Source organism: Pseudarthrobacter oxydans (assembly GCF_034258515.1).
Lineage (GTDB): Bacteria > Actinomycetota > Actinomycetes > Actinomycetales > Micrococcaceae > Arthrobacter.
The window spans coordinates 2,847,352-2,873,571 of the sequence record NZ_CP139438.1; the positions used below are offsets into that span (position 1 = coordinate 2,847,352).

Genomic DNA, 26,220 nt, shown 5'->3' on the forward strand with positions numbered 1-26,220 from the left:
TATGACCGCAGCAGCCGCCGTCCGGGATGATTCCGGCACGCCTGTCCCCCACTGGGCCGCACCCTTCGCGTCCCGGCCCGTCAATGCCACCGTCACGGTACCCGGTTCCAAGTCGCTGACTAACAGGTACCTGGTCCTTGCAGCCCTGGCTGATGGACCGTCCCGCCTGCGCGCACCGCTGCACTCCAGGGACTCCGCGCTGATGATCGAAGCACTTCGCCAGCTGGGGGCCACCATTACGGAGGTGCCCGGGGACGGAGCCTTCGGACCCGACCTGGAAGTTGTTCCGCTGGACCCGGACGCCGCCCCGTCCCTGGCCAGGATTGACTGCGGCCTCGCCGGCACGGTCATGCGGTTCGTCCCGCCCCTCGCGGCACTGCGCAGGGGCGCCGGCGAGTTCGACGGCGACCCCCACGCCCGCAAGCGGCCGATGGGAACCATCATCGAGGCACTCAAGTCGCTCGGAGTGGCCGTTTCCTCCACGGAGGGCGGCACGCCGTCGTCATTGCCGTTTGTGGTGGATGGCACGGGTGAGGTCCGCGGCGGCCACCTGGTAATCGACGCCAGCGCCTCCTCCCAGTTCGTTTCGGCGCTGCTCCTGGTGGGGGCACGGTTCACCGAGGGGCTGCACCTGGAACACATGGGCAAGCCCGTGCCCAGCCTCGACCACATCAACATGACCGTGGCCGTCCTGCGTGGAGCCGGTGTTGCCGTGGACGACTCCGTTCCCAACCACTGGGTTGTCAGCCCGGGACCCATCCGGGCGTTTGACCAGCGGATCGAGCAGGACCTGTCCAACGCCGGGCCGTTCCTCGCCGCGGCTTTGGCCTCGCGGGGCACCGTGCGGATCCCCGGCTGGCCCGAGGAAACGCAGCAGGTGGGTGACCTCTGGCGCAGCATCCTCGCCCGGATGGGCGCGGACGTCACCCTGCACGACGGCGTCCTGACAGTCACGGGCGGACCGGCCATCAAGGGCGCGGACTTCGCCGACACCAGCGAGCTGGCCCCCACCGTAGCCGCCCTGTGTGCACTGGCGGACGGGCCGTCGCGGCTGAGCGGTATTGCCCACCTGCGGGGACACGAAACGGACCGGCTTGCCGCGCTGGTGGCCGAAATCAACCGGCTCGGCGGTGACGCTGAGGAGACCAGCGATGGCCTGGTGATCCGTCCTGCCAGGCTGCACGCCGGTGTCGTCCACAGTTACGCGGACCACCGCATGGCTACCGCCGGAGCCATCCTCGGCCTGGCCGTGGAGGGCGTCGAGGTGGAGGACATCGCCACCACCGCCAAGACCATGCCGGACTTCCCCCGGTTGTGGGCGGACATGCTTGCGCAGGACGGCACCCCCGAGGCGGGGGCGGAAGGTTCCAGCGGTGGCGCGGAGCACTGACTCCTGGGACGAATCCGACGTCCGGATTCGGCCCAGCAAAAAGGGCTCCAGGCCCCGCACGAAGGACAGGCCCAGCCACGACGACGCCGTCACCGGCCGGATCATCACGGTTGACCGGGGCCGTTACAGGGCTGTGGTGGGTGAGGACTCGGGCAACGAGCGTGTGGTTATTGCCGCCAGGGCAAGGGAACTGCGAAGGAACCCGGTGGTGGCGGGGGATTTCGTTTCACTCGTGGGTGACGTCTCCGGCGAGCCGGACACCTTGGCACGGCTGGTGAAAATCCAGGACCGCAAGACGCTCCTGCGGCGCAGCGCCGATGACACTGATCCCGTGGAACGCGCCGTGGTGGCCAATGCGGACCAACTGGTCATTGTGGTGGCCGCTGCCAACCCCGAGCCACGGACTGGCTTCATCGACCGCGCCCTGGTGGCCGCCTACGACGCCGGTATCGAGCCGATCCTGCTGGTCACCAAGGCGGACATCAAGGATCCTGCGGAGCTGCTGGCCAACTACACCCACCTGGACTTCCCCGTGATCATCAGCCGGACGGCGGATGCGCAGGCCTCGGGCGTGGATGCCCGCTCCGACGACGGGCTCTCCGCCCGCCTGGACAGGGCCGCCGTCGCGGAGCTCCGGACCCACCTCGGCGGGAAAGTGACCGTGATGCTGGGGCATTCCGGCGTGGGCAAGTCAACCATGGTGAATGCGCTGACCGGGGCCGAACGGGCCACCGGAGGGGTGAACGCGGTGACCGGCCGGGGCAGGCACACGTCGTCGTCCGCCCTCGCCCTGCGCCTCGCTGACGCGCCGTCCGGCAGCTGGATCATCGACACCCCCGGCATCCGCTCCTTCGGCCTGGCCCACGTGGACCCGGACCGGATCCTGCGCTCCTTCCCGGACCTCTCTCCCGGCACGGATGACTGCGAGCGCGGCTGCAAGCACACAGCCACCGCCGTGGACTGTGGGCTGGACGCGTGGGTAGCGGGAGGCCATGCCGGACCCACCGGTTCAGCAAGGCTGGCCTCCCTGCGGCGGCTCCTGGGGACGGACCCCCGAATGGAAGCCCAGGAGGCCAAGGAGCTGGGCAGCGTTAACTGACGGGGCCCGGTTCCCGGCAGAACGGCGCGCAGACGGTAGTTTGGAACCATGATCCAACCCGCTTCGAGCTACAACGATGACCTGCGCCTGGCCCACGTCCTGGCCGACTCAGTGGACGACCAGACAATGAGCCGCTTCAAGGCGCTGGACCTCCACATCGAGACCAAGCCGGACCTGACGCCCGTCACCGATGCCGACAAGGCGGCCGAGGAGGCCATCCGCGGCCAGCTCTCCCGTTCCCGTCCGCGCGATGCCGTACTCGGCGAGGAGTTTGGCAGCACCGGCCATGGTGCGCGGCGGTGGATCATCGATCCCATCGACGGCACCAAGAATTTCGTCCGCGGCGTTCCGGTGTGGGCCACCCTGATCGCCCTCGTGGACGAAGGCGAGCCGGTGGTGGGCGTGGTGAGCGCCCCTGCACTGGGCAAGCGCTGGTGGGCGGCCAAGGGCATGGGCGCCTATATGGGACGTTCCCTGGCAGCCGCAACCCGCCTCCGCGTGTCCAACGTGTCCAAACTGTCCGACGCTTCCCTGTCATATTCGAGCCTTGGCGGCTGGAAGGAGCGCGGTAACCTCAACGAATTCCTGGGCCTCACGGAGGACGTGTGGCGTACCAGGGCATTCGGGGACTTCTGGTCGTACTGCATGGTGGCGGAAGGCTCGGTGGATATCGCCTGCGAGCCCGAGCTCAACCTCTACGACATGGCCGCCCTGGTGCCCATCGTGGTTGAAGCGGGCGGCCGGTTCACATCGCTGGAAGGTGAGGACGGCCCGTTCGGCGGCAACGCACTGGCCACGAATTCCATCCTTCACTCGGAGGTGCTGCGCCGGTTGAACCCGGACCTGGACGACCTCCTCTGACCCTCCTCTTCCGAATAATCAACGGCGGGCACCTCCGAAAGGAGGCGCCCGCCGTCGTTATCTTCGGCAAAAGCGGACCTTTTCAACTGCGCGTAACAAAGGCCTTAACATTCCAGCCGGCTTTTAGCCTGCGCGGGCTATGTCCTACGCTCTTAACCAGGTCACGAGTGCCAGCGCTAAACCCCGGTTTGCTGGCCGGCAACCCTCCATTCGCGGTGGGGTGCCCCGGGTGACGACCAGGCCGGTCCGGAACGGATGCGGCAAGCGCGGATTCCCCCAGCGGAGTCCTGTTTCAAAGTGAGGTCTCTGTGACAACAGCCACCGTCTCCCCCAACGCCGCAATCCAGCCTGACGCCGCAGCACAACCCGGACAGGACGCCCTCTTCGACCAGCGCCACGCCGCAGCCGGCCGTCCCCTGGCGGCAGTCACGGGCGCCGAAATCCAGGCTCCCCTGATCCATGGCGGGCACGTCCGGTACGCGAACCTGGACTATGGCGCGTCCGCGCCGGCGCTTTCCGTGGTGTCCGCCTACCTCAACGAAATCCTGCCGTTCTACGCGAGCGTGCACCGCGGAGCCGGCTACGCCTCCCAGATCAGCACCTCGGTCTACGAGAATGCCCGTGCCATCGTCCGGGAGTTCGTGGGCGGCCGCCCGGACGATTCCGTGATCTTCACCCGGAACACCACCGACTCCCTCAACCTGCTGGCCGGCTGCCTGCCCGTCACGAACGGCCGGGCTGACGGCGACGTCCTGTACCTCGACATTGAGCACCACGCCAACCTGCTGCCATGGCAGGGTGTCCCCCACCGCAGCATCGTGGCGGACGACACCATCGCAGGAACCATTGAGGCCGTGCGTGCCGAACTGCAGCACGGCGGGGTAAGCCTGCTCGCCGTCACCGGCGCGTCGAACGTCACGGGCGAGATCCTTCCCGTTCGCGCCCTCGCCGCACTCGCCCACGAGCACGGCGCACGGATCGTGGTGGACGCGGCCCAGCTGGCGCCGCACCGCCGCATCGACATCACCGCTGACGACGTCGACTACATTGCCTTCTCGGGGCACAAGCTTTACGCGCCTTTTGGCGCCGGTGTGCTGGTGGGCCGGCCGGACTGGCTCGACGCCGGAACACCGCACCTTGCCGGCGGCGGCGCCGTCAAGGAGGCAAGGCTCGACGGCGTCAGCTGGGCAACGGGCCCGGCCCGCCATGAGGGCGGATCACCGAACGTGCTGGGAGCGGCCACCCTGGCCCGCGCAACGCAGGTCATCGCGGAACTGGACCAGGACCGCTGGCATGCCCATGAATCGGCCATCCGCTCCTACCTGGTGGAGGGCCTGCAGGGAATCGACGGCGTGACCGTCCACCAGATCTTTCAGGACACCAACCCGGATACGGACACCATCGGCGTGGTCAACTTCTCGGTCGAAGGCTACGACGCCGGACTGGTGGCGGCGTACCTGTCGGCAGAGCATGGCGTGGGCCTGCGTGACGGCCGCTTCTGCGCCCACCCGCTGCTGAAGCGGCTGGGGCTGCCGTCCGGATCCCTCCGTGCCAGCTTCGGCGTGGGATCCCGGCTTGACGATGCCGAGCGTCTGCTGGCAGGCATCCGGGACCTGCGGACCAAGGGGCTCGGCTGGGACTACGTGGTGGACGCGGGCCGCTGGGTTCCCGCCAACGACAACCGCACCTACCCCCACTGGGCGCCCAACACCCCGGGAACGGCCGGCGCCGCCCCCTGCATCGACGACTGACCTGCGACTCGACCGGCGGCGTGCGCTCAGCCACGCCCGGGCGGGTACGGTAAATTCGGAAGGTAGCAACGAGACCCGACGAAGGAGGCCACGCGTGGCACGGGGTGGCCCCAGGCTGGATCACAGCCGGCGGCGGGAGCTGGGCCAGAGCTTCCAGGATGGCGGCAAACACTACCAGCAGGTGCGGCCCGGGTATCCCGCTGAGACAGCACAGTGGCTGGTACCTCCGGGCGCCCGGGACGCGCTCGACGTTGGTGCCGGCACGGGCAAGTTCACTGAACTGCTGCTGGGGCTGGTGCCGTCCGTCACGGCGGTGGACCCCTCAGCCGACATGCTCGGACAGCTGGCGGAACATTATCCCGGCGCCGCGGCTGTCCTGGGCACCGCGGAGGCCACCGGCCTGCCTGACTCAGCGTTCGACGTCGTCACCGTGGCGCAGGCCTGGCACTGGTGCGATGCGCTGAGGGCAAGCACGGAACTGGCCCGCGTCCTCCGCCCCGGGGGAACGCTTGGCCTGGTGTGGAACCAGCTGGACACGTCCGTCCCCTGGGTCCACCGGCTCTCGAGGATCATGCATGCCGGGGACGTCTACAAACCCGGTTTCCGGCCGCTGGTGGGGCCTGAGTTCGAGGGCTTGGAGGACCACCTGACGCACTGGCAGGACTCCGTCACCACCACCGACCTGATGGAGCTGACAAAGTCGCGCAGCTACTACCTCCGTGCGGGTGAGGCCACCCGGGCGAAGGTACTGGCGAACCTCGACTGGTACCTGCATGAGCACCTCGGACATGCGCCGGACGAAGACCTGGAGTTGCCATACCTCACCCTGGCCTGGCGGGCGGTGAGGGCATGAGTGCCCGCCACCGCCGGCCCCGCCGGTCCCCGCATGGCGGCGGCGAGCCGGTAGGCTTGATCCCGTGAAGACCAGCGCGCCCTCCTCCTCCATCGAGGACTACGTCAAGGTCATCTACTCTTTCACCGAATGGCAGGACAAGCCCATCACGTCCTCCCAGCTGGCGCAGCGCCTTGGCGTGGCCAATTCCTCCGTATCGGAAATGGTCCGCAAGCTGAAGGACCAGGGCCTGGTGGACCACAAACCGTACAGTGCCATCAGGCTCACGGACGCCGGTCTCCGGCTTGCCCTTTCCATGGTGCGGCGCCACCGGCTGATCGAGACGTACCTCGTCCAGCAGCTGGGGTACAGCTGGGACGAGGTGCACGACGAAGCCGAACTGCTGGAGCATGCCGTCTCGGACACCTTCATAGAACGGATGGCAGCCAAGCTGGGCAACCCGCAGCGGGATCCGCACGGCGATCCGATCCCCACCGCCGATGGCAAAGTGTTCATGCCCCGCGCGCACCTCATGGGTGAACTTGATGAGGGCCATACCGGCCGGATTACCCGGATCAGCGACGACAACCCGGAACTGCTCCGCTACCTCGCCGCCGAGGAGATAGACCTCGACGCCGAAGTTGAGGTGGTGGGCCGCCGGCCCTTCGGCGGCGCCCTGGTGGTGCGGATCAGCAATTCGGGCCGCGAACGGAACTACGACCTCGCTGACGAGGTTACGTCGGCGCTGTGGGTGCACAGCGACCACCCCCACCCCGGCTGCCTCCTCGGGGACGCTGACTTGCCCAGGGTGTGAGCCGGCTGAAGACTTCCGGCGTAGGGCTGCGCGCCTGGCTTGCGGTGGCGGCCGGCGCCCTGATCGGCACCGAGCTGCGGTACGGCCTGGCTGTTGCGTTTCCTGAACTGCCCGGCGCCTTTCCTTGGACCACCCTGGGCATCAACGTGGCCGGCAGCTTTGTCCTGGCCGCCCTGACCACCATGTGGATGGCCCGGCCGCAGACTGCCTTCTGGCTGCGGGCCGGGCTGGGGCCTGGCCTGCTGGGCTCCTTCACAACATTCTCGGCCGTGGTCTTTTCCGTGGACCAACTGGCCCGGGCCGGGCAGCATGGTGTGTGGTTCGCCTACCTCGCACTGTCGCTGCTCCTTGGACTTGCGGCCGCCGGCGTGGGGTGGCGGGCCGGGAAATTGGTTGGCCGGCGCCCCGGGGTCCGCCGGTGATCGCGGCGGTCATGGTAGGAATATTCGGCGTGGCAGGCGCCCTTCTCCGCTTCGGCGTGGACAGCTGGTTTGCGCATCACAGTTCCATCCGCAGTACACGCGCCACAGGCAGCGCAGAGAGGCTGCACTGGCCCTGGGCCACGCTGCTGGTGAACGTGGCAGGCAGCTTCGTCATCGGAGCAGCGCACGGCTCCACTGCGGCGCTGGGGCTTGGCGCCGAGTGGCAGGCCGGCCTGGCTACGGGCCTGGCCGGAGGGCTGACCACCTTCAGTTCGTGGACCACCGCAACGGTGCGGCTGCTCAGCGAGGAACGATTCAGCGCTGCCGCAGTGAATCTTGCGGCCAACCTGGTCCTGGGTTTTGGCGCGGCAGCTGCCGGGATCGCCCTGGTGTCCTAGCGTTTGCTGCCTTGTCAGCTGTGGTGACGGCGCGCTGATTTGGCGGGCTCCCGTATCGTGGATGGTGATGATTAGCAGACGTGACGCGGCCATTGCCCTTGATGTACCCATGGAGATGGCACAGCGCCATGGCCTTCCGAAGTGGATGACCGAGGCCGAGCTGGGTGAAATCCTGGACAACCCGCCGCCTTGGCTGGTCCAGTCCCGCGCAAACCGCACCGGCAAACGCCCTGTGTGGGTCCATCTGGAATGCGCAGTCTGCGGTTACGAGGAAGCCGCGCGCCCCAAGAAATGGTGGCCGGACTTCACCTACGTGGTGTGCGGGCACCACGATTCCGGAGAGGTTCCCCGCACGCGTGAGGGGTACGTCCGCAGCGAGTTCGACGGCGTCGGGACACGTTTTGTGGGCATCGCCGACGTACCTGTTCCGGACTGATTTCGTGTCGATCCAGGCCATTACATTCGGGGCTGAATAGGCGTAACTTACGAAGTGGGACGCAGCCCGTCCCCTGCTGTAAGGAGCACGCCATGCCGGACAAAACACCCCACCAGAACCTGGCAAAGAAGCCGGTCAAGACCATCAAGGAAAAACGCGCCGAGAAGAAGGCGAAGAACCCTGAGGGCGCCCAGGACCCGGTGGCGCACTTGAAGAAGCGCCGGTAGCCTTACTGGCCGTTTGCCTGCATCTCGTCGGGTACGGCAACGAGGTCCTCATCCCTGCCGTGCCTCAGCACCCTGATCTGCAGCGGCTTGCCGATTGCATCGGCGAACAGCAGTTTCTGCAGGCTTTCAGCGTTGCTGACGGCACGGCTTCCGGCTGTAAGGATGATGTCGCCGGCCTGTAGTCCCGCGCGTTCTGCAGGCGATCCGGCCAGCACCTCCACCACCCTGAGCCCCTCCCGCTGGCCCGTCCTGATCACCGCACTGGCGTTTAGCCGAATGGGGGTGCTGACCACTCCGAGGTAGGCCCGCCTGACCCGGCCATCTTTCAGCAGGGCTGCGATGATCCGCCGTGTCGTGGTGTTGATGGGCACGGCGAGGCCAAGCCCGGCGCCGGCCACTGCGGTGTTGATGCCCACGATCCTGCCGTGCGCGTCTGCCAGGGCGCCGCCGGAACTGCCTGGGTTGAGGGCCGCGTCGGTCTGGATGACGTCCTCGATCACCCGCCGGTTGCCGCCCGCCCAGACCGGGATGGAACGGCCCAGTCCGCTGACCACCCCGGCCGTGACCGATCCTGCCAGCCCGAGCGGATTCCCGACCGCAATGACCAGCTGGCCCACCCGCAGAGTCTCAGCGTCGCCGAACCGGGCAGGGGCCACCCTCGGTGCTTTGCCGCGGACCACGGCGAGATCCGACAACGGATCAACGCCAACCAGTTCGAGATCGGTCCGGCTGCCGTCGGCAAACGCGGCATGGCCCTTAGTGGTGCCGGCCACCACGTGGGAATTCGTCAGGAGATAGCCGTCCTCGGTAAAAAGGACTGCAGAACCTGCTCCCGCGCGGAACCGGCCGGTCCGGCGGGTGCTGGTCATTTCTATGGCCGCAACGTGCGGCGTAACCGTCTCAGCCACCCGCATGACCGTCTCCGAATATGAGTCCAGCGGGCCGTCGTCGAACTCTTCCGGGCTGGGCTTGCGCGTCTGGTTCATGGGGCACCTCCTGGCTGCTCCGGCTGCCTCCGGCCCAGCCCGGGCCGCGACGCCGGATCTTATAGAGGACAACCCATGGACGGCGGCTGCTAGTCCCGGACCGGCTACGCCGTCGGTGAACAGCCGCTTCTTGAGGCCGTGCGCTTAAACACTGAAAGACCCGGACGAGGGGTCCGGGTCTTTCAGTGTGCCTTGCGGCTTTTCAAAATGTGGAGATGGGGGGAATTGAACCCCCGTCCGATGTCGTGTTGTCAGGGCTTCTCCGGGCGCAGTTTGCGTCGGATTTTCTCGGCCCCAGCCATGCTGCAAACAGCTGGCTGATCCGGGCCCAGTCATCTAAGAGTCCCGCTCACCCCGATGACGGGGGTAAGCAGCAGTGGCTATCTAAATGACGCCAGGTTCCGGGGCAATAGCAACCTCGGGCTGACGGACTGTCTTACTGCTTAGGCAGCAAGAGCGAAGTCAGTGCGCTTAGAATTGGCACTTATTGGTTTGCAGACAGCGTTTACGAGATAATTCTGCATCCTCGGCCCGCTTCACCTGTCGCGACTAACATCGTCGAAACCGATCATCCCCGTATTTTGTTATCAAACCGGCGGGCTTCCCCTCCGGACTACTTATAGTAACGCATGTTCCCGGGGATTCATTCCCGGCCGCCGGATCACTAGCGGCGGCGGTTGCGTTCCCGCATCTCACGCTGCGCCTCACGGTTGTCCTGCTGCTCGCGGAGGGTCTGGCGCTTGTCGTATTCACGCTTACCGCGGGCCACGCCGATCTCCACCTTGGCCTTGCCGTCAACGAAGTACAGCTGCAGCGGCACGATGGTGTAGCCCGATTCCCGCACCTTGTGGGAAATCTTGATGAGCTCCTCACGGTGCAGCAGCAGCTTGCGGCGGCGGCGGGCGGCGTGGTTGGTCCAGCTCCCCTGGTTGTACTCGGGGATGTGGATGGCTTCCATCCACAGCTCGTCGTTGTAGAAGGTGCAGAACCCGTCCACCATGGACGCGTGGCCCTCCCGCAGCGACTTTACTTCGGTGCCCATGAGCGCGATTCCAGCCTCGTAGGTGTCCAGCACGTGGTAGTCATGCCGGGCCTTACGGTTGGTGGCCACCACTTTACGGCCACTTTCTTTAGGCAAGGGAAAGCTCCTCAGTTCGAGAATCGGATGTCCTCCGGCCCGGCCGGCGCGGAGTCATACCAGTCTACGGCAGGCTGACGGCCGCCCTACAGCAGGCGCATCGGGTCCACGGCGGCGCCGTTCAGCCAGGTCTCGAAGTGGGCGTGGCAGCCCGTGGAGTTACCTGTGTTGCCCGAGTAGGCAATCAGCTGTCCCTGCGAGACCCGCTGCCCGTTCGACACCACGATGCTGGCGTTGTGGTAGTAGATGGTGTTCAGGGTATTGCCCTCGATCAGGCCGTGGGAGATCTTGACCCGCCAGCCGCCGCCGTCAGCAGAACTCCAGCCCGAGCTGAAGACCTCTCCCGCCGCTGCCGCATAGACGGGCGTGCCGCAGGCGGCGCCGAAGTCGATGCCGGTGTGCAGGTACCCGCCCTGGCCGTAGAAGTCGATGGTGCCCGGCGGGGTTGCCCGCCAGCCGAAACCGGAGGTGATGGGAACGCTGCCGTCGAACGGGTGCCGGAGGCCAAAGGCCGACGGCGATCCTACAGAGGGCACAAAAGGCTGCACCGGGGGCGGCGGCTGGTTCCTCGCTGCCGCGGCGGCCGCGGCAGCGGCAGCGGCTTCCGCCGCCAGCCTGCGCTGCTCGGCTTCCCAGGCTTCGCGGAGTTTCCTGTCGCGTTCCTGGATTTCCGCGGCCACAGCGTTCTGGCTGGCCTGCACGCCGGCGAGCTGAGACTGGATGCCGGGCTTGGCCGCCTGGAGTTCGGCGTCAAGGCGGGTGGTGTCGGCGATCAGGCGGTCTACTTCTTCCTTCTTCGCGGCCGCTTCATCACGGGCCGCCTTCTCCCGCTCAAGGGCTGCGTCGGCCTTTGCCTTGAGGTCCTTGATCTCGGCTTCCACGGCCTGCAGGCGGGCTTCGGAGTTCACGTTGGTCGCGTTCTGCTGCGACAGCTTGTCCATGGCGGCGTTTTGGCTCCGCATGGCCTGGTCCGCCAGGTCCATGGTTTCGGTGAGGCTGCCGCCGTTGTTGGCCCCGAAGAAAAGTGACAAGTTGGACGGAACGCCGCCGGATTTGTACGCCTGGGTGGCGATCTGGCCGATCAGTTTTTTGGTGTCGGCAATCTTTTGTTTGTCCGTCTCAAGCTGCTGGGTGATCTTGGCTTTGTTCTGCTGCGCCATGTCCACACGGGCGGAGAGCGCCTCCACCTCCTTGACGGCACCGGCCACGCGCCCCTGCGCCTCGAGCAGTGCCTGCTGCGCGCCGGGCAACTGGCCCTGGTAGATCACCAGGTCGCTGGCCGCCTTGGCAATGCGCGAATCAACGAATTCCAGGGACTGCTGGACGCGGGCAGCCTCCGCTTCCAGTGCCCTCTGCCTGTCCTCGAGCTCGTCAGCGAAGGCCGGCGCCGAAGAGGAGGCCAGGCCCGCGGCTAGGACGACTGCCAGCACGCCGCTGAGAATGCTTTTGCGGTGCGCCGTGCGTCGGCTGTTGAGCCGGTGTCGCGGCGACGTTTGGTCCGTTAAGTTCATGGGCATTCCTAGTTCGGTTTGCATACCTAGACGCGAAGGTATCTGCGCAAGGTCAAGAGAGACGAAATTCCGGCCAAGGATCCGCCAAGGATTATCAATGCCGGCGCGAGGATCAGCGTCTGCCCGGCGGAGATGAAGGCTGTGTCCGGGTACTGCTGGGCCATGTAGTCGCCCAGGAAGAAGTGGGCCACGGCCCAGAGCGTGGCGGAGGCCAGCGCCGCGCCGATGACGGCGGCAATGACACCTTCCAGGATGAAGGGAAGCTGGATCACTGTCTTGGAGGCCCCCACCAGGCGCATGATGCCCGTTTCGCGGCGGCGGCTGAAGGCGGAGAGCCTGATGGTGGTGGCGATCAGCAGGATGGCGCACACAATCATCACGCCTGCGATGCTGACGGCCACCAGCGAGGCGCCGTTCATGACCGAGAACAGGCGCTCAAGGAGCTGGCGCTGATCGATCACCGTTTCCACTCCCGGCTGGGAAGAGAAGGTCTCGCTGATGATCTGGTACTTTTCCGGATCCTTCATGTTGATGCGGAAGGATGCCGGGAGCTGGTCCGGCGTGACCGAGTCAACGATGGGCGAATTCGAGAACTGGTCCTTGAAGTGCTTGTAGGCCTCTTCCTTGGACTCGAACTGGAAGTCGTTGATGTACTGCGCCACTGCGGGAGATTCCAGCAAGGCGTTGAGGCTCTCCTGCTGCTCGGGGGTGACTGGCCCGCTGGCGCAACCCGCCGCCGTCGACCCTTCACTGCACAGGAAGACGGCCACCTGGACTTTGTCGTACCAGTAGCCCTTCATCTGGTTGATCTGCATCTGCAGCATGCCGGCCGCGCCCACGAAGGTGAGCGAGACAAAGGTGACCAGGATGACCGAGACCACCATGGAGAGGTTGCGGCGGAGTCCGCTGCCGATCTCACCGAGGATAAACGCTAGCCTCATCGCTGTCCCTCGCCTTCGCCGGGCAGGCCCGCTTCGGGGTTTTCCCGGCCGCTGGCGTCCTTGAGCCTGCGCGACTGGCCGACAACGGGAATCATGGAGGTGTACAGCGCCTTGGCTTCGTCACGGATGACGATGCCGTTCTTGAGCTCAACCACGCGCTTGCGCATCTCGTTGACGATGTCGTCATCGTGGGTGGCCATCACCACGGTGGTTCCGTTTTGGTTGATCTTGTCCAGGACACCCATGATGCCCATCGAGGTGGTGGGGTCAAGGTTTCCGGTGGGCTCGTCGGCGAGGAGGATCCCGGGCCTGTTGACCACTGCGCGGGCAATGGCCACGCGCTGCTGTTCACCGCCCGAGAGCTCGTGCGGCATGCGGTGCTCTTTGCCCTCGAGGCCAACAGTCTTCAGGACCTCGGGGACAGTGTCCCTGATGACGCTGCGGCTCTTGCCGATGACCTGCATGGCGAAAGCTACGTTGGCGAAGACGTTTTTCTGGGGCAGGAGCCGGAAGTCCTGGAAGACGACGCCGATTCCGCGGCGGAGCCTGGGCACGCGCCAGCTTGATATCTTGGCGACGTTCTGGCCGGCGACGTAGACGGCGCCGGATGTCGCCCGGTCTTCCTTGAGCACCAGCCGGAGGAAGGTGGACTTGCCGGAGCCGGATGCGCCCACCAGGAAGGCAAATTCGCCGCGGTCAATCTCAAGGTTGACGGAGTCCAGCGCAGGCCGGGCTTTCTGGTCGTAGACCTTGGTGACATTTTCGAATCGGATCATGGCCCTAAGTACCCTGCAGGGCATGGCTGATTCTGATGCAGCCCAGTTCTGCAGCCGGTGCGCGGGTTTTCGTTTGGGGGAAGTAGGGCCCCGGCCCCTCGACTATACGCAGGAGTCTTTGCGTATCACGCTGTTATCCGGGGGCGTGTCGGCGAATTCGCTGTTGGGCCTTGGCGGCCGCGTGGCCTATTTTTCAGCGTTGCGGTTGTCGGTGCGCCAGCGGATTCCGGCGTCGATGAAGTCGTCGATCTCCCCGTCGAACACGGCCGAGGTGTTGCCCACCTCGTGCTCAGTCCGCAGGTCCTTGACCATCTGGTACGGGTTCAGGACGTAGGACCGCATCTGGTCACCCCAGGATGCCTTGACGTCGCCGGCCAGTGCCTTCTTTTCAGCGTCTTCCTGCTCCTTCTTAAGGAGCAGGAGCCGGGACTGCAGCACGCGCATGGCGGCGGCGCGGTTCTGCAGCTGCGACTTTTCGTTCTGCATGGACACGACGGTGCCGGTGGGGATGTGCGTGAGGCGGACTGCGGAGTCCGTCGTGTTGACCGACTGGCCGCCCGGGCCGGATGAGCGGAAAACGTCAACCCGGATCTCGTTGTCCGGTATTTCGATGGAGTCTGTCTGTTCGATCAGCGGGATTACTTCGACGGCGGCGAAGGACGTCTGGCGCCGGCCCTGGTTGTCGAAGGGGCTGATGCGGACCAGCCGGTGCGTGCCGGCCTCGACGCTGAGCGTGCCGAAGGCGTAGGGTGCCTTGACTTCGAAGGTGGCCGACTTCAGCCCGGCTTCCTCCGCGTAGGAGGTGTCCATGATCGTGGTGGGGTAACCGTGGCGTTCCGCCCAGCGGAGGTACATGCGCATCAGCATCTCGGCGAAATCGGCAGCATCCACGCCGCCGGCACCTGCGCGGATGGAAACCACTGCCTCCCGTTCGTCATACTCACCGGAAAGCAGGGTGACCACTTCCAGTTCCTTCAGGGCCTTCTTGATGGACTCGAGTTCAGCCGCTGCCTCCCCCATGGAATCGGCGTCGTCCTCGTCCTGCCCCAGCTCCACCAGGACCTCGAGGTCATCGATCCGTGACGCCAGGTTGTTGAGGCGTTCCAGTTCCGACTGTCGGTGGGAAAGGCGTGAGGTGATTTTCTGCGCCGCTGCGGGGTCGTCCCACAGGTCCGGCTCGCCCGCCCGCTCGCTCAATTCGGCGATGTCTTCCTTCAGTGCGTCTACGTCGGAGACCCGCTCAATGGACTCGTAGGTAGCGCGAAGGGCGCGGATTTCAGCAGAAAAATCAATATTGGCCATGGTTGTTTAAGCCTACGCTATCCGGGGCAGCGCACCGGCGTGCGCTAGTGGCGCCCGGAGCGCATACATTCAGCGCGTCCGGGAAGTCAGCGCGTCAGCCGCGAGCGGGCCGTCGACGTTGCTTCGATCCTGATGCCGTCGGGCACCAGGAAGTTCACCAGCGGCGGATGGACTGCTGCGGTCAAGACAACGACGGCGGTGGCGCCGTCGGGACTGCCTGTTGCCCCCGTGACCGCCAGGCCGTCGAAACGCTGCGATGCGGGGCTCCTTGCCAGGAAGTCGGCTGCGACGCTCCGGACCCGGGCGGGGTTGAGGGTGGCCGACGGGCTGCCGCCTTGCCCTTCCACCTCGCCCAGGGTGTAGCTGTCAGCGGCGGCCAGGGAGGCGCCGTCGGCCAGCGACAGCAGCCGCTTGTGCTCCAGGTAGACGGACGAAATGCCAACCACCACCGTTGCCACCAGCAACGCCAAGGTTACGTAGCCGAGGATCATCACCATCATCTGGCCGTCCTCGCCTCGTGTCCTGCCGGTCACGGTCCTGCTGGTCACCGGAACCGGCCCACCAGTTGAGTCGAGGATGCCTGTACCTCGCTCGCCGCCAGCCGGAAACCATCGTTAAAGGGCACGAACGGCAGGGGCACGGCCAGGGTCACTGTAACGGTGACTGCGGTGCCTGCGGCCTGGCAGTCTGCCGGATTGCAGGATGTGGCAACGGTCGCCTCCTCAGGCTGGTGCCCAAAGTCGGCAAGGGCGACGGCGACAGCCTGTTCTGCTGCAGCCTGGGCGGTTGTTCCGTCAGGCTGGGCCACATAAACCTTCGCGGCTTGGTCGGCTGCTCCCACCACGGCAAAGGAGCCGCCCTGGATCTGCCCCACGGTGATGACGAAGTAGACCAGCGGCACCATCAGCAGAAGGGCCAGGAACGTGAATTCGACCACCGCGCTCCCCTGTTCGTGCTTGCGGGCAGGTTCCTGCGGCGCATCGCTTTCCCGCGGTATCCGGCAAAGGGCTTCGCCCAGGCCGGCCCTGAGCGGGGACCACAGGCATTTATGGCTGGACCGCCGCATGCCCCTTCACCTCCAGCATCTCCCGGGGACCGATGAGACCGATCACGGGCATTGGAGCCCGGACTGTCACTTCGAGGGTGCGAAGCCCCTGGACGGTCACTTCGCTCGTGCTGACGTGTTCGGCGAATCCGGAAGTCAGGGCTACGCCAATCAGCCGACGGGTCCGTTCCTCTGCGTCTGCGGCTCCCCGGTCCGCCAGGGTTCCGTAGCGTGCCCCTGACGCCGCAGCATCGATCAAGGTATTCCGAACGTGCAGGATCAAGGTCAGCTGGATAATCGCCAGGAAGAACATGGTGAGGAGGCCTCCCACCAAGACAAAATCCACCACTGCCGAGCCCTGCTCCCGCGCCCCGGGCAACCCGCATTTGTTGCTGGCCTGGCCGGCGCGACGGGAGGATTGCGTCATCGGCTAGCTTCCGACCGTTTCCATCGCCTGGTTGAACATTGCTTCGAGCGCCGGTCCGGCAAGTGCCAGGAGCGCGGCCACCAGGACTGCTGACATCAAGGTGATCATGACCCACCCGGGGACGTCTCCCCTCTCATGGTCCTCAGCGTGGCGCCCTCCTGAGCAAAGTCCGGTGCCCAGCAGGGCACCCAACACCAGGAGCAGGGATGCCCAGCGGTTACCCATGGTTTTCATTTCTCGTCCTCTTCCTGATTTGATTCTTCGAGCTTCTTGCGTTCCGTGTCTTGTCTTCCTAGAAGCCCAGGTTGATGGCTGCAAGCCCGGGAAAAACGGCGAAGACCACAGTCAGGGGGAGCACGCCGAAAACAAGCGGCACCGCAAAGGTTCATTGTTACTAGTGCAAGCCCATCAAGTACTAGCGAGGAACAACGTGGATCTCCAGGACATGAAAGCCAAGTTCGCCGGTAAGCGCGTTCAATTCGTCGGAATGATGGGCAACACTGCCGGGCCTAGAGGCAAGGTCTGGCGTGTCACCAAGTGGGGCGTCTGGGTCACCTTCGAGGATGGGCACCGAGAACAGTTCCACCCTGAAGATATCCGCACCGTCTAAATGTCTGCCCTGATGGGTAGGCTCACTGCATCCGCTGGGGATGCGGTTTACAACAAAAATGAAAGCTGGGGGATCAGCATGAGCACTACAACCACCACGACCACTATGCCCGCAACCGTCCGGGATCTTGCCGAATATGCGGCAGCGCGAGGCGTGAAGCCTTCCGAGCTCATGCCGCCGGCTGGCTTCACCGTGGACGAATCAAGCTTTGGTGACTTCATCGCCGGATACTGGACAGGCCCCGCATTCCAGGGCAATCAGTGGAAGGTTACAAGCTTCTGGACCGCAGAAGATGGCGTCACGTTCTACGTTGACGGCGACGGAGACAACGCGATTCCAGGAGCAGAGGCCGGGAAGATCGCCGCCGCCCTGGCGGCAGTATCAGCGCTCTGACTTAGCCTAGGTGTGTGCAAAATGACGCACCTTACAGAATGGGGATATAGACATGGCAAAACCATCAGAGTCGTACGCGGCCGCTGCTTACTCATCAGCGTATGAGGCGCAGAATTCGGCCTCGGACCCTGCTCTGCGGAAATTGGCCGAGGCAATTCAGTACATGGCACTGAGTATGCAGGAGGCGGCTAAAGGCAACTAGCATTTAGCACAGGCGCGCTCCAAAGAAAGAGCCCTGCCGGGAATGATCCTGGCGGGGCTCTTCCGTGCCACTCTAACGGTCAGTCTCAACTCGGGGGCGGTCAGGGTCATCGCCGTCTGAATCTTGCTGCTCGGCTTCAAGCTGAGCGAATATCAGGAGCTGCCGGCGGATCTGCTCGTCAGCGTCCGGGGTGGGGTCTATAAACCTTGCCGCGGCCTCTGTGAGAGCCATGACAAGGTGTGCCACGGACTCTGGGTCACTGTCGCCCGCAGCCTCCCTAGCTACGAATTCAACTCCCATTTCATCGGAGTTACGAAACGCCAGGATTGCACGCAAGGCGCGGGCCTGATCAACCGGGCGGACGTTGGCCTTCGGGATGCTCATGACTCTGGAACCTCTCCCCTGTTCGGGCCATTGCCTGCCACCGCAGCATAAGCGCGGGCAAGAGCTTCCAGGGCGTCGGGGCGGCCCTCGTCCTCAGCGGCTTCAGCGATGGATTCGAGCAACGTTGCCTTAGTGGCGCGGGTGAGGTCTTCTATGGTCTTCGTTTCAACAGTCATAACGGGGAGCCTATCTGTCAGCGGGGCTAAATCAGGTGTTTTACTTCATCCCACGGCTGGTCCGGTGTGGACGCGGCGCGGGTAAGCATGTCGGGTAAGTCGTCCGCGCCATTAGGAAGGTGCTTCTCAGCCCAAGCCCGGCCCGCAGCGTCCCAAGCAACCCACCGCTGATACTCCGAACTGCCAGCCCAATCAGCGGAGACAAACACTAGAACGCTCTCCGGGATCCTGCCGCCGTCATAAGTGAAATCCCGCGGCCGGCGCCTCACCGCACACTCGAAACTGCCCGAACACCAACGCGGCGCTGAGTACGTCCCACGCCCTCTTCCTCATCAAAAGGGATCCGCAGAGAGGCCACAAGCTTGGCCAGCGTGACGCGCTGCTGGCGGGCCTCCACAAGCGCCGGGTGAGCCCTCACGCCCTGCGGTGAAACGTTCGTCACGCCCTCGTCCCTGACAATCTTTTCCAGCTCGTCCAAGGCGTCCACCGTGCGTGCCGCCTCAAGCAAGATGCTCAACTCGTGCTCGCCCAACTCAAATTCATCAGCAATCGAGCGCCACATCCTCTGCCCTGCCGCTCTCAAACCGGGACTGTCTGAATAACGGTGTGTGGAGTCCGGCCTGATCCGAAAGGAGACGGCCGTGTCAGAGTCCACGTCCGAGATGGCAGGGGTGATGATCGATCCTGTGACGGGAGAGATCATCGATCAGAAGGAGCTTGCGGAGCGGTTGCTCGCGCAGGCCAAGGAGCAGGGCGTGAGCCTGGTAGGCCCGGGCGGGCTGCTGAACCAGCTCACGAGGAATGTGCTGGAGACCGCTCTGGAAGCCGAGCTGACAGAGCACCTCGGCCACGAGCACGGCCAGACACCGATCGCAGCCAACATGCGCAACGGCACCAGGTCAAAGACCGTGTTGACCGAGATCGGTCCGGTCGAGATTGAGGTGCCCCGGGATCGGGACGGCTCGTTCGCGCCGGTGATCGTGCCCAAGCGGAAACGGCGTCTGGACGGGATCGACCAGATCGTGCTCTCCCTCTCTGCCCGAGGGCTGACGACCGGGGAAATCGCCGCCCACTTCGAGGAGGTCTACGGGGCCAGAGTCTCTAAAGACACCATCAGCCGCATCACGGAGAAAGTCGCCTCGGAGCTGGCCGAATGGTCGGCCCGGCCTTTGGATCCGATCTATCCGGTGCTGTTCGTTGATGCGGTCGTGGTCAAGGTCCGTGACGGGCAGGTGCGCAACACCCCGTTCTACGTCGTTATGGGCGTCACCACCAATGGGGAGCGGGAGATCCTGGGCATCTGGGCCGGCGACGGTGGCGAGGGTGCCCGGTTCTGGCTGCAGGTCTTCTCGGAGCTGAAGAACCGGGGCGTGGAAGATGTGCTGATCGCCGTCTGCGACGGGCTCAAAGGCCTGCCGGAGGCGATCACGACCACGTGGGAGCGGACGGTGGTGCAGCAGTGCATCGTGCACCTGATCCGCAACAGCTTCCGCTACGCCGGACGCCAGCACCGCGACGGCATCGTCAAGGCGCTCAAGCCGGTCTACACGGCCCCGTCCGAGCAGGCGGCGAAGGACCGGTTCGCCGAATTCACTGCCGAGTGGGGCCAGCGGTATCCGGCCATCGTACGGCTCTGGGAATCCTCCTGGGCCGAATTCGTGCCCTTCCTGGAGTACGACGTGGAGATCCGACGGGTCATCTGCACGACGAACGCGATCGAGTCGATCAACGCACGCTACCGAAGGGCGGTGAGGGCCCGCGGGCACTTTCCGAACGAGACCGCTGCCCTGAAATGCCTATACCTGGTCACCAGATCTCTTGATCCAACCGGCGGTGGCCGTGCACGCTGGGTGATGAGGTGGAAGCCTGCGCTAAACGCGTTCGCTATTACCTTCGCTGGCCGGTTCGAAAGAACCACTCAACAATGAAAACCGGCCGGACTCCACACACCGTTTATCGGACAGTCCCCTCAAACCTGCCGGTACTTCATGTTCCATCTTCTTAGTCCTCTCAATAAGGGGGCGAATTGCCCCTCGAATCCCCCGTAGGTCGATTCATCCAGCCCGCCATGAGTAAAAATGTCGCTATGCCGGAGGTGCGAACTGGGGGCGGTGGGGGGGAAGGGTGCCCGGGGTCTGAAGTCCTGGCACCCTTCCTCCTTTTGGCTTATGCCCGGCGGGACTGTCCGATAAACGGTGTGTGGAGTCCGGCCGGTTTTCATTGTTGAGTGGTTCTTTCGAACCGGCCAGCGAAGGTAATAGCGAACGCGTTTAGCGCAGGCTTCCACCTCATCACCCAGCGTGCACGGCCACCGCCGGTTGGATCAAGAGATCTGGTGACCAGGTATAGGCATTTCAGGGCAGCGGTCTCGTTCGGAAAGTGCCCGCGGGCCCTCACCGCCCTTCGGTAGCGTGCGTTGATCGACTCGATCGCGTTCGTCGTGCAGATGACCCGTCGGATCTCCACGTCGTACTCCAGGAAGGGCACGAATTCGGCCCAGGAGGATTCCCAGAGCCGTACGATGGCCGGATACCGCTGGCCCCACTCGGCAGTGAATTCGGCGAACCGGTCCTTCGCCGCCTGCTCGGACGGGGCCGTGTAGACCGGCTTGAGCGCCTTGACGATGCCGTCGCGGTGCTGGCGTCCGGCGTAGCGGAAGCTGTTGCGGATCAGGTGCACGATGCACTGCTGCACCACCGTCCGCTCCCACGTGGTCGTGATCGCCTCCGGCAGGCCTTTGAGCCCGTCGCAGACGGCGATCAGCACATCTTCCACGCCCCGGTTCTTCAGCTCCGAGAAGACCTGCAGCCAGAACCGGGCACCCTCGCCACCGTCGCCGGCCCAGATGCCCAGGATCTCCCGCTCCCCATTGGTGGTGACGCCCATAACGACGTAGAACGGGGTGTTGCGCACCTGCCCGTCACGGACCTTGACCACGACCGCATCAACGAACAGCACCGGATAGATCGGATCCAAAGGCCGGGCCGACCATTCGGCCAGCTCCGAGGCGACTTTCTCCGTGATGCGGCTGATGGTGTCTTTAGAGACTCTGGCCCCGTAGACCTCCTCGAAGTGGGCGGCGATTTCCCCGGTCGTCAGCCCTCGGGCAGAGAGGGAGAGCACGATCTGGTCGATCCCGTCCAGACGCCGTTTCCGCTTGGGCACGATCACCGGCGCGAACGAGCCGTCCCGATCCCGGGGCACCTCAATCTCGACCGGACCGATCTCGGTCAACACGGTCTTTGACCTGGTGCCGTTGCGCATGTTGGCTGCGATCGGTGTCTGGCCGTGCTCGTGGCCGAGGTGCTCTGTCAGCTCGGCTTCCAGAGCGGTCTCCAGCACATTCCTCGTGAGCTGGTTCAGCAGCCCGCCCGGGCCTACCAGGCTCACGCCCTGCTCCTTGGCCTGCGCGAGCAACCGCTCCGCAAGCTCCTTCTGATCGATGATCTCTCCCGTCACAGGATCGATCATCACCCCTGCCATCTCGGACGTGGACTCTGACACGGCCGTCTCCTTTCGGATCAGGCCGGACTCCACACACCGTTATTCAGACAGTCCCTGCCCGGCTGGCGTCGATGAGTGCTTTGCGGAGTGCGGGCTCGGAGTGTGGGTCTGCTTCCCGCTTGGTCCGTGCTGTGGCTGCTGCGGTTGCTGCCTGCTCTTCGGCTGTGGCCTGCGCTGCCTCTTCGATTGCTTTGGCTTCGGCGCTGGTGTTGAGGTTGAGGCTGTAGCCCTCGTGGGTGAGGTGGTGGAAGAAGTCGCCTGCTCCGCCCCAGTTGCTCTGTACGTTCCATACGTCCTGTGCGGTGAGTGGCCCGGCGGTGTAGAACAGTGCGGGGTGTGTGTTGTCGCGTTCGAGGTCGGCGATGATGGCGCGGGCGTTGCGGATTTGGGAGAGGGTGCTGCGTGCTTCGGTGAGGTCCTGCCAGGCTGCGGCGGCTTCCACTCCTGCGGCGAGGACGGTAGCGGCGTTCGCTTCGGGCTGGAAGTGCCGGCCTGCTGTGGTGACGGTTGCCGCGGCGGTGTTGAACGGTTCGCTGAGCTGGTCGATGAGGTTGTCGGCGTTGTCGCGGATGCCTGCGTTGAATGCGGCGGTGAGGGCTGATTCTGTGGCTTGTGCCGCCTGTGGGAGGCGTTCGGCGATGAGCATTGCCTGTGCTGCTTCGCGGAGTTTCTTGACCACGTTTGCCGGGGTGATGCTGCCGTCTGTGATGCCGTTGTTGAGTTCGGCCGCGGCGGTGGTGGTGGTCGCTTCGGTGATGGCTTCGGCGAGTTCGAGCGCCTGGGTGCAAGCCTTGGGAAGTTCGATGCCGAGGTTGGTAAAGGTGCGGGCGGTGGAGTGGAGGTTGTAGAACATTGGGTTAGTTCCCTTCGTTGGTGATGCCGAGCGCGGCTGTGAGTTTGGTGAGTAGCTGGTCTGAGTTGAGGGCTGGGGGTTCGGCGGCTGTGAGTGCCGGGGTTCCTGGTAGTGGCTCTTCGGGGTCGCCGTTCGCGTCGGTCAGTTCTAGGCCGACTGCCCGGCGTAACGCTGTTTCGAGGTTGTCCGTCATGGCTCGTCCTACTTTCTTGGCTTCGGGTTTTGCCGGGCGTGGCCGCGTTTTGCGAGTTCGCGGGCCTGCCGCTTCTTCCATCCGATGTCGTGTTTCTGAGGCATTTAGTTCTCCTGTTCGATGGTGTCTTGGAGGTTGTCGGCCATGTCGTGGAGCTTGTCCGCGAGGGCCCGGGCTTCGTCGGGCGTTAGGTGTGCTTTGAGTTCTTGGCCGCGGAACAGTCCGATACCTGGGGTGGTGTTGCGTTCGGTGTCTTTCCAGGACCACATTCGGGGCACCAGGTAGGGGCGGTAGCCAAGTCCCGAAGTTGTGGTGGTCCGGGAGGATCCGGCGGAGATAATCATGCTGGGGCCTCCGTGGGTGTTGGTTCTGCGGGTGTCTCGGGTGTGATGGGCTGGCCCCAAGGCCAGGGCGGGATGGGGTTGGGTCTGCCCTGCGCGGCTGGTGGAGGGGCTTCAAAGGTCAGCGGGGCCTCGCGTGCTTGCGCGGGGGTTTCGGGGGTCTGTGCGGTCATTTCTGGGAGTCCCTTCACTTGAGGAATATCGCTGTCGCCGCGATGCTGGCCTGGTTGGCTGGGTCTGCTACCCATGTGCTGGTGCCGGCGCGTGTGGCGACTCCTACGGTGATGGTGTCGCCGCCGGTGAGTCCCGTGAGCGTTGGCTGAAATGGAGACGAGAGGCTGGCGCCTATTCCCGCTGGTGCTGAGGTGTAGAGTTCCCCGCCGTTCACAAGCTGGACGGTCGCGGAGCAATACAGGTATTCGGCCGTGGTGCCGCTGTTGATGCCCCCGGCGGTGGCGTTGCTGATGACGATTGCGCGGGTAAATCCGGCTGGGACGGTCAGGGTCACGGATGCCCGGACTGTCGCTACTGTGTCGATGGCGTAGTTACTGATCCCTGCTGATGCCGTGGCGGTCTGGACGGGGTTAGTAGCGAGGGCGGCGTCCGGGACGCTGCCGGCGGGGAGGTCCAAGCTGCCGGTGATAGTCAGCGGCCCGTTTACGGTTTGGTAGCCCTCCACCACCATGCCGCCGTTTTGCAGGCGTAGGCCGGACAATCCAAACGGGTTCGCGGCGGCGAGTTCCCTTACTGTCCGTTCGAGGTCCTGAAGCTTCCTGACCAAAAAATCCTCGCCTTTTGGCTGGAAGGTTCCTGGCTGTGGCATGGTCTATTTCTCCTGATTCGTGAGGGTGCTGGCGGGCTCATAAGCCGTGCGGAGGGCGTTAATCTGAGCCCTGAGCAGGACGGCTTCATTTCGTGCCGCCCTGGCGTCGTCGTGGGCCTGTTGGGCCTTCTGCCGGTAGGTGTCGCATAGTTCGATGTACTGGGCTTTTGAGAGGCCCATGGCGGCTACTGAGGGCTGCTGGCCGGGGGTCATGCGTCGGCCCTAATTCCGCGTGTTTCCGGGGTTTTTGGGGTCCGGGTGTAGGGTGGTGTACCCATTCCGGAAACTTTTCTATGTTTCTTCTCGTGAGGAAGTTTGCAAAAGGGGTACATAGCCCTACACCCACCCCTCGTTTTCGTCCTCTTCGGCACGTAATCCGATGCCTGCCCGCACCATTCCGGCCTTAGTTCTGCGGGCCTCGAATCCGAGCCTGTCCAGCTCTTTGGCAAAGGGTGTTTCCTTGAGCGGGTCCGCGCCTTCTGCTGCCGCCCATGCTGTCCAGGCGTGGAAAAGGTCCCGCGTCTTGGCGTGGAAGTGTGGGCCGGTGATGCATGAGTCTTGAATAAACCGCTTTACGGCGTCGGATTCGGTCTGGTAGTTGTCCGTGGCGTTCACCACTGAGGCGGGCTCGTGCATCCCGCCCATATCCTCGTAGGCGTACCAGCCCTCTACAGACCAAGTCAGGATGGCGTCCGCAGAGTGCTTCAGCTTTTCCGGCAATTCGGGATCCCGGTCCTTGTCGGCAACCACAATGTCAAAGGGAATGACACGGACGCGGCGCCACACTGCCGGGTCGTTGCCCTTGACCTTGGGCAGATGGTTGGTGACGTAGACAAGCTGGTGCGTTGGGGACCATTTGACGGGTTCCTGGTAGAGCCTCCGGGCTGTGAGTTCATCGCCGCCGGTTAGACGTTTCATGGTGGCCGCGTCGAGCTGCCGGCCCTCTTCCGTTTCGGAGCCGATGACCAGCCGGGCGCCTAGCAGGGTCATCATTTCCGGGCCTCCCCCGCCCCGCTCTGAGGTCATGAGAATGTCCGGATTGATGATGGTTGCGTAATCCCCCATCGCGTTGGTTATCGCCCCGTAGGCGGTCCCCTTGCCGTTCTGGCCGGTGCCTGTCAGGACGGGAAACAGATGCTCCCTAACGGCACCGTAGACGCTCTGCCCGACGACGCGCTGTAGGTAGTCTCTCTCGTCCTTGTCAGGCAGCACAGAGCCTAGGAAAGCGTTCCAGTGCTGCCTGTCGCACATCATGTTGTAGGCGCCGCGGGTTACTCGAGTGATTCTGTCCGCTGGTGAGTGTGGCCGCAGTTCGCGGGTGCGAAGGTCCAGTGTCCCGTTAGCGCAGTTCAGCAGGTAGGGATCCGCGTCCAGGTCTGCTATCGCTGCCCTGAGCGCGGGGAGTGCTGAGGCAATGTCAAGGACTCCAGAAATGCCGGCGGATGACTCGCATTTCCTTACGTCTGTGCGGAGTTCCTTGTCTTCGATGGAGTCAGCGAGGGCGCGCCGCAGGGTTTCCAGTACGGCATTCTTGGCGCGGTCCTTTTCGTCTTCGGCCCATCGCTGCCCGTCCCAGAAGTGCCAGCCGATACCGCGGACGTACATAAGGCTTGACCTGTAGGCGGCTGCAAGCCGGTAGGCGATGCGGGCCTGTCCGCGGTGCTTTTCCCCTTCGGCACTGATGTCGTCGGCCGCGGCCATGTCGTCGAACGCTTCAGCGAGGAAGTAATCAGGAACTGTCATCGCTTGCCCCCGCCCATCGGCACGTAGCTTGATTCGGGGGATGCGCGGTGGGCCAGTACATCAATCCACTTAGCTGCCCGACGGGCAGCGGTGCGCTGGTCAGGGCAATCGTCCAGGGCTTCGCGGATCTCTTCGTCTGTCATGCGGCACCGCCTGACACGGGCATGAGCTGGCAGAGGATGAGAGTTGCGGGGTGACCGGCCATGATGGCCCTGTCAGCGGCCCGCTGCGCGCTGTCCAGCGACAGGAAGACGCGGCGGCGGTGCTTGCCTGTAGGCGTCTCCACCACCACGACATGAACACCAGTTACAAGCGCTACTGCCGTCGTTCTATCGATGCCGGCTGATAAGCTGGTGTTTGTTCCCCCCGAGAACATTTCGGCCGCCTGGTTCTCCGCCGGGCGGCTTTCTCGTGCCTGCTTCAAGCGGCACCACCACGCAGGAGGCCGGCCACACGGTCTATCTGTTCCTGGGTGAGTGGCGGGGCTTCAGCAACTACTCGGGCTACGTAGGCTTCAAGCTTTGCTGAAGCAAGATCGCGCCTGAGGGGGGAATCGTCGGATTCGGGGTGCCATCGTCTGGCTACTGCAAGCTTGCCTTTGGCGCTTGCGACTGCTCCGGTTTGGGGCATGGCGGAACCTCT

35 protein-coding genes, 1 other RNA gene and 1 riboswitch are annotated in these 26,220 nt (G+C 64.6%); of the genes, 13 read left to right on the forward strand and 23 right to left on the reverse strand.

Features of this window, described 5'->3' with window-relative positions; all coding sequences use genetic code 11:
- Position 1 precedes the first annotated feature (1 nt).
- The 10 genes from aroA (at position 2) to SMD14_RS12900 (ending at position 8,230) form a co-directional block, all read left to right on the forward strand.
- Positions 2-1,390: a 3-phosphoshikimate 1-carboxyvinyltransferase gene (aroA, locus tag SMD14_RS12855; protein ID WP_321213883.1), complete on the forward strand. Its 1,389-nt coding sequence runs from the start codon at positions 2-4 to the stop codon at positions 1,388-1,390.
- Entirely contained in the window at positions 1,374-2,489 is a 1,116-nt protein-coding gene (locus SMD14_RS12860) for a ribosome small subunit-dependent GTPase A (protein ID WP_321213884.1), read from the forward strand. The genes aroA and SMD14_RS12860 overlap by 17 nt, the downstream gene beginning before the upstream one ends.
- Before the next feature lie 48 nt (positions 2,490-2,537).
- Positions 2,538-3,350: a histidinol-phosphatase gene (gene hisN, locus SMD14_RS12865; protein ID WP_157241797.1), complete on the forward strand. Its 813-nt coding sequence runs from the start codon at positions 2,538-2,540 to the stop codon at positions 3,348-3,350.
- 159 nt (positions 3,351-3,509) lie between these two features.
- Positions 3,510-3,623, forward strand: a riboswitch (SAM riboswitch).
- Positions 3,624-3,658: 35 nt separating this feature from the next.
- Complete coding sequence (locus tag SMD14_RS12870) at positions 3,659-5,101, forward strand: aminotransferase class V-fold PLP-dependent enzyme (protein ID WP_321213885.1); 1,443 nt, start codon at positions 3,659-3,661, stop codon at positions 5,099-5,101.
- Between the two features lie 94 nt (positions 5,102-5,195).
- On the forward strand, positions 5,196-5,954 hold the full coding sequence (locus SMD14_RS12875; protein WP_321213886.1) for a class I SAM-dependent methyltransferase: 759 nt from the start codon (positions 5,196-5,198) through the stop codon (positions 5,952-5,954).
- Between the two features lie 64 nt (positions 5,955-6,018).
- Positions 6,019-6,747, forward strand: a complete 729-nt coding sequence (locus SMD14_RS12880; RefSeq protein WP_321213887.1) for a metal-dependent transcriptional regulator — start codon at positions 6,019-6,021, stop codon at positions 6,745-6,747.
- Positions 6,744-7,169, forward strand: a complete 426-nt coding sequence (locus SMD14_RS12885; RefSeq protein ID WP_321213888.1) for a CrcB family protein — start codon at positions 6,744-6,746, stop codon at positions 7,167-7,169. Before SMD14_RS12880 ends, SMD14_RS12885 begins: the two co-directional genes overlap by 4 nt.
- A complete protein-coding gene (locus tag SMD14_RS12890) occupies positions 7,166-7,567 on the forward strand; it encodes a CrcB family protein (protein WP_321213889.1) in 402 nt (133 codons plus the stop codon). Before SMD14_RS12885 ends, SMD14_RS12890 begins: the two co-directional genes overlap by 4 nt.
- 67 nt (positions 7,568-7,634) lie before the next feature.
- Entirely contained in the window at positions 7,635-8,003 is a 369-nt protein-coding gene (locus tag SMD14_RS12895) for a hypothetical protein (RefSeq protein ID WP_321213890.1), read from the forward strand.
- Between the two features lie 92 nt (positions 8,004-8,095).
- Complete coding sequence (locus SMD14_RS12900) at positions 8,096-8,230, forward strand: hypothetical protein (protein WP_255428760.1); 135 nt, start codon at positions 8,096-8,098, stop codon at positions 8,228-8,230.
- Between the two features lie 2 nt (positions 8,231-8,232).
- Here SMD14_RS12900 and SMD14_RS12905 read toward each other — a convergent pair whose 3' ends face one another.
- The 11 genes from SMD14_RS12905 to SMD14_RS12955 all read right to left on the reverse strand — a co-directional run bounded on the left by SMD14_RS12905 (position 8,233) and on the right by SMD14_RS12955 (position 16,590).
- Positions 8,233-9,216 (reverse strand): S1C family serine protease, encoded by a 984-nt coding sequence (locus SMD14_RS12905; RefSeq protein WP_157241793.1) that lies wholly within the window; start codon positions 9,214-9,216, stop codon positions 8,233-8,235.
- Between the two features lie 207 nt (positions 9,217-9,423).
- Positions 9,424-9,792: a transfer-messenger RNA gene (gene ssrA, locus SMD14_RS12910) on the reverse strand.
- A gap of 88 nt (positions 9,793-9,880) precedes the next feature.
- Positions 9,881-10,354, reverse strand: a complete 474-nt coding sequence (gene smpB, locus SMD14_RS12915) for an SsrA-binding protein SmpB (RefSeq protein ID WP_009356865.1) — start codon at positions 10,352-10,354, stop codon at positions 9,881-9,883.
- An 86-nt stretch (positions 10,355-10,440) separates the two neighbouring features.
- Positions 10,441-11,865: a peptidoglycan DD-metalloendopeptidase family protein gene (locus SMD14_RS12920; RefSeq protein ID WP_321213891.1), complete on the reverse strand. Its 1,425-nt coding sequence runs from the start codon at positions 11,863-11,865 to the stop codon at positions 10,441-10,443.
- A 26-nt stretch (positions 11,866-11,891) separates the two neighbouring features.
- Complete coding sequence (gene ftsX, locus SMD14_RS12925) at positions 11,892-12,806, reverse strand: permease-like cell division protein FtsX (protein WP_157241791.1); 915 nt, start codon at positions 12,804-12,806, stop codon at positions 11,892-11,894.
- Positions 12,803-13,582 (reverse strand): cell division ATP-binding protein FtsE, encoded by a 780-nt coding sequence (ftsE, locus tag SMD14_RS12930; RefSeq protein WP_157241790.1) that lies wholly within the window; start codon positions 13,580-13,582, stop codon positions 12,803-12,805. Before ftsE ends, ftsX begins: the two co-directional genes overlap by 4 nt.
- A 186-nt stretch (positions 13,583-13,768) precedes the next feature.
- Positions 13,769-14,884 carry a peptide chain release factor 2 gene (prfB, locus tag SMD14_RS12935; RefSeq protein WP_157241789.1) on the reverse strand — a complete coding sequence of 372 codons (1,116 nt, stop codon included), beginning with the start codon at positions 14,882-14,884 and terminating at the stop codon, positions 13,769-13,771.
- An 86-nt stretch (positions 14,885-14,970) separates the two neighbouring features.
- Positions 14,971-15,384 (reverse strand): pilus assembly protein TadG-related protein, encoded by a 414-nt coding sequence (locus SMD14_RS12940; RefSeq protein WP_321216267.1) that lies wholly within the window; start codon positions 15,382-15,384, stop codon positions 14,971-14,973.
- Positions 15,385-15,428: 44 nt separating this feature from the next.
- The gene (locus SMD14_RS12945) at positions 15,429-15,950 is read right to left on the reverse strand and encodes a hypothetical protein (RefSeq protein ID WP_321213892.1); all 522 of its coding nucleotides are present in this window, start codon (positions 15,948-15,950) and stop codon (positions 15,429-15,431) included.
- Entirely contained in the window at positions 15,931-16,356 is a 426-nt protein-coding gene (locus tag SMD14_RS12950) for a TadE family protein (RefSeq protein WP_409339684.1), read from the reverse strand. The genes SMD14_RS12945 and SMD14_RS12950 overlap by 20 nt, the downstream gene beginning before the upstream one ends.
- Positions 16,357-16,359: 3 nt before the next feature.
- Positions 16,360-16,590: a hypothetical protein gene (locus tag SMD14_RS12955; RefSeq protein ID WP_157241787.1), complete on the reverse strand. Its 231-nt coding sequence runs from the start codon at positions 16,588-16,590 to the stop codon at positions 16,360-16,362.
- A 196-nt stretch (positions 16,591-16,786) separates the two neighbouring features.
- Between SMD14_RS12955 and SMD14_RS12960 the strand changes: the two genes are divergently transcribed.
- Entirely contained in the window at positions 16,787-16,966 is a 180-nt protein-coding gene (locus tag SMD14_RS12960; RefSeq protein WP_321213893.1) for a hypothetical protein, read from the forward strand.
- Between the two features lie 78 nt (positions 16,967-17,044).
- Positions 17,045-17,359, forward strand: coding sequence for a hypothetical protein (locus SMD14_RS12965; protein WP_321213894.1), 315 nt, complete (start codon positions 17,045-17,047; stop codon positions 17,357-17,359).
- Positions 17,360-17,633: 274 nt separating this feature from the next.
- Here the strand turns inward: SMD14_RS12965 and SMD14_RS12970 are convergent, their stop codons facing one another.
- From SMD14_RS12970 to SMD14_RS12980, 3 genes are all read right to left on the reverse strand, one after another.
- On the reverse strand, positions 17,634-17,945 hold the full coding sequence (locus SMD14_RS12970; protein ID WP_321213895.1) for a hypothetical protein: 312 nt from the start codon (positions 17,943-17,945) through the stop codon (positions 17,634-17,636).
- Positions 17,942-18,121, reverse strand: a complete 180-nt coding sequence (locus SMD14_RS12975; RefSeq protein ID WP_321213896.1) for a hypothetical protein — start codon at positions 18,119-18,121, stop codon at positions 17,942-17,944. Before SMD14_RS12975 ends, SMD14_RS12970 begins: the two co-directional genes overlap by 4 nt.
- Before the next feature lie 265 nt (positions 18,122-18,386).
- Positions 18,387-18,638 (reverse strand): hypothetical protein, encoded by a 252-nt coding sequence (locus tag SMD14_RS12980; RefSeq protein ID WP_321213897.1) that lies wholly within the window; start codon positions 18,636-18,638, stop codon positions 18,387-18,389.
- 157 nt (positions 18,639-18,795) lie between these two features.
- On the opposite strand from SMD14_RS12980, the gene SMD14_RS12985 reads away from it, so the two are divergent.
- Positions 18,796-20,049, forward strand: a complete 1,254-nt coding sequence (locus tag SMD14_RS12985) for an IS256 family transposase (protein ID WP_259460236.1) — start codon at positions 18,796-18,798, stop codon at positions 20,047-20,049.
- A gap of 289 nt (positions 20,050-20,338) precedes the next feature.
- Here SMD14_RS12985 and SMD14_RS12990 read toward each other — a convergent pair whose 3' ends face one another.
- The 9 genes from SMD14_RS12990 to SMD14_RS13030 form a co-directional block, all read right to left on the reverse strand.
- Positions 20,339-21,592, reverse strand: coding sequence for an IS256 family transposase (locus SMD14_RS12990; protein WP_259460236.1), 1,254 nt, complete (start codon positions 21,590-21,592; stop codon positions 20,339-20,341).
- Positions 21,593-21,668: 76 nt separating this feature from the next.
- Positions 21,669-22,478: a hypothetical protein gene (locus SMD14_RS12995; protein WP_321213898.1), complete on the reverse strand. Its 810-nt coding sequence runs from the start codon at positions 22,476-22,478 to the stop codon at positions 21,669-21,671.
- 4 nt (positions 22,479-22,482) lie between these two features.
- Positions 22,483-22,671, reverse strand: a complete 189-nt coding sequence (locus tag SMD14_RS13000) for a hypothetical protein (RefSeq protein WP_321213899.1) — start codon at positions 22,669-22,671, stop codon at positions 22,483-22,485.
- 104 nt (positions 22,672-22,775) lie between these two features.
- Positions 22,776-23,075: a DUF6907 domain-containing protein gene (locus tag SMD14_RS13005; RefSeq protein WP_409339685.1), complete on the reverse strand. Its 300-nt coding sequence runs from the start codon at positions 23,073-23,075 to the stop codon at positions 22,776-22,778.
- A 124-nt stretch (positions 23,076-23,199) separates the two neighbouring features.
- On the reverse strand, positions 23,200-23,835 hold the full coding sequence (locus SMD14_RS13010; protein WP_321213901.1) for a hypothetical protein: 636 nt from the start codon (positions 23,833-23,835) through the stop codon (positions 23,200-23,202).
- 3 nt (positions 23,836-23,838) lie between these two features.
- Complete coding sequence (locus SMD14_RS13015) at positions 23,839-24,048, reverse strand: hypothetical protein (RefSeq protein ID WP_321213902.1); 210 nt, start codon at positions 24,046-24,048, stop codon at positions 23,839-23,841.
- A gap of 123 nt (positions 24,049-24,171) precedes the next feature.
- Positions 24,172-25,578: a phage/plasmid primase, P4 family gene (locus tag SMD14_RS13020; RefSeq protein ID WP_321213903.1), complete on the reverse strand. Its 1,407-nt coding sequence runs from the start codon at positions 25,576-25,578 to the stop codon at positions 24,172-24,174.
- Positions 25,575-25,721, reverse strand: coding sequence for a hypothetical protein (locus tag SMD14_RS13025; protein ID WP_321213904.1), 147 nt, complete (start codon positions 25,719-25,721; stop codon positions 25,575-25,577). The genes SMD14_RS13020 and SMD14_RS13025 overlap by 4 nt, the downstream gene beginning before the upstream one ends.
- Positions 25,718-25,867: a hypothetical protein gene (locus SMD14_RS13030; protein ID WP_321213905.1), complete on the reverse strand. Its 150-nt coding sequence runs from the start codon at positions 25,865-25,867 to the stop codon at positions 25,718-25,720. Before SMD14_RS13030 ends, SMD14_RS13025 begins: the two co-directional genes overlap by 4 nt.
- Between the last annotated feature and the right edge of the window lie 353 nt (positions 25,868-26,220).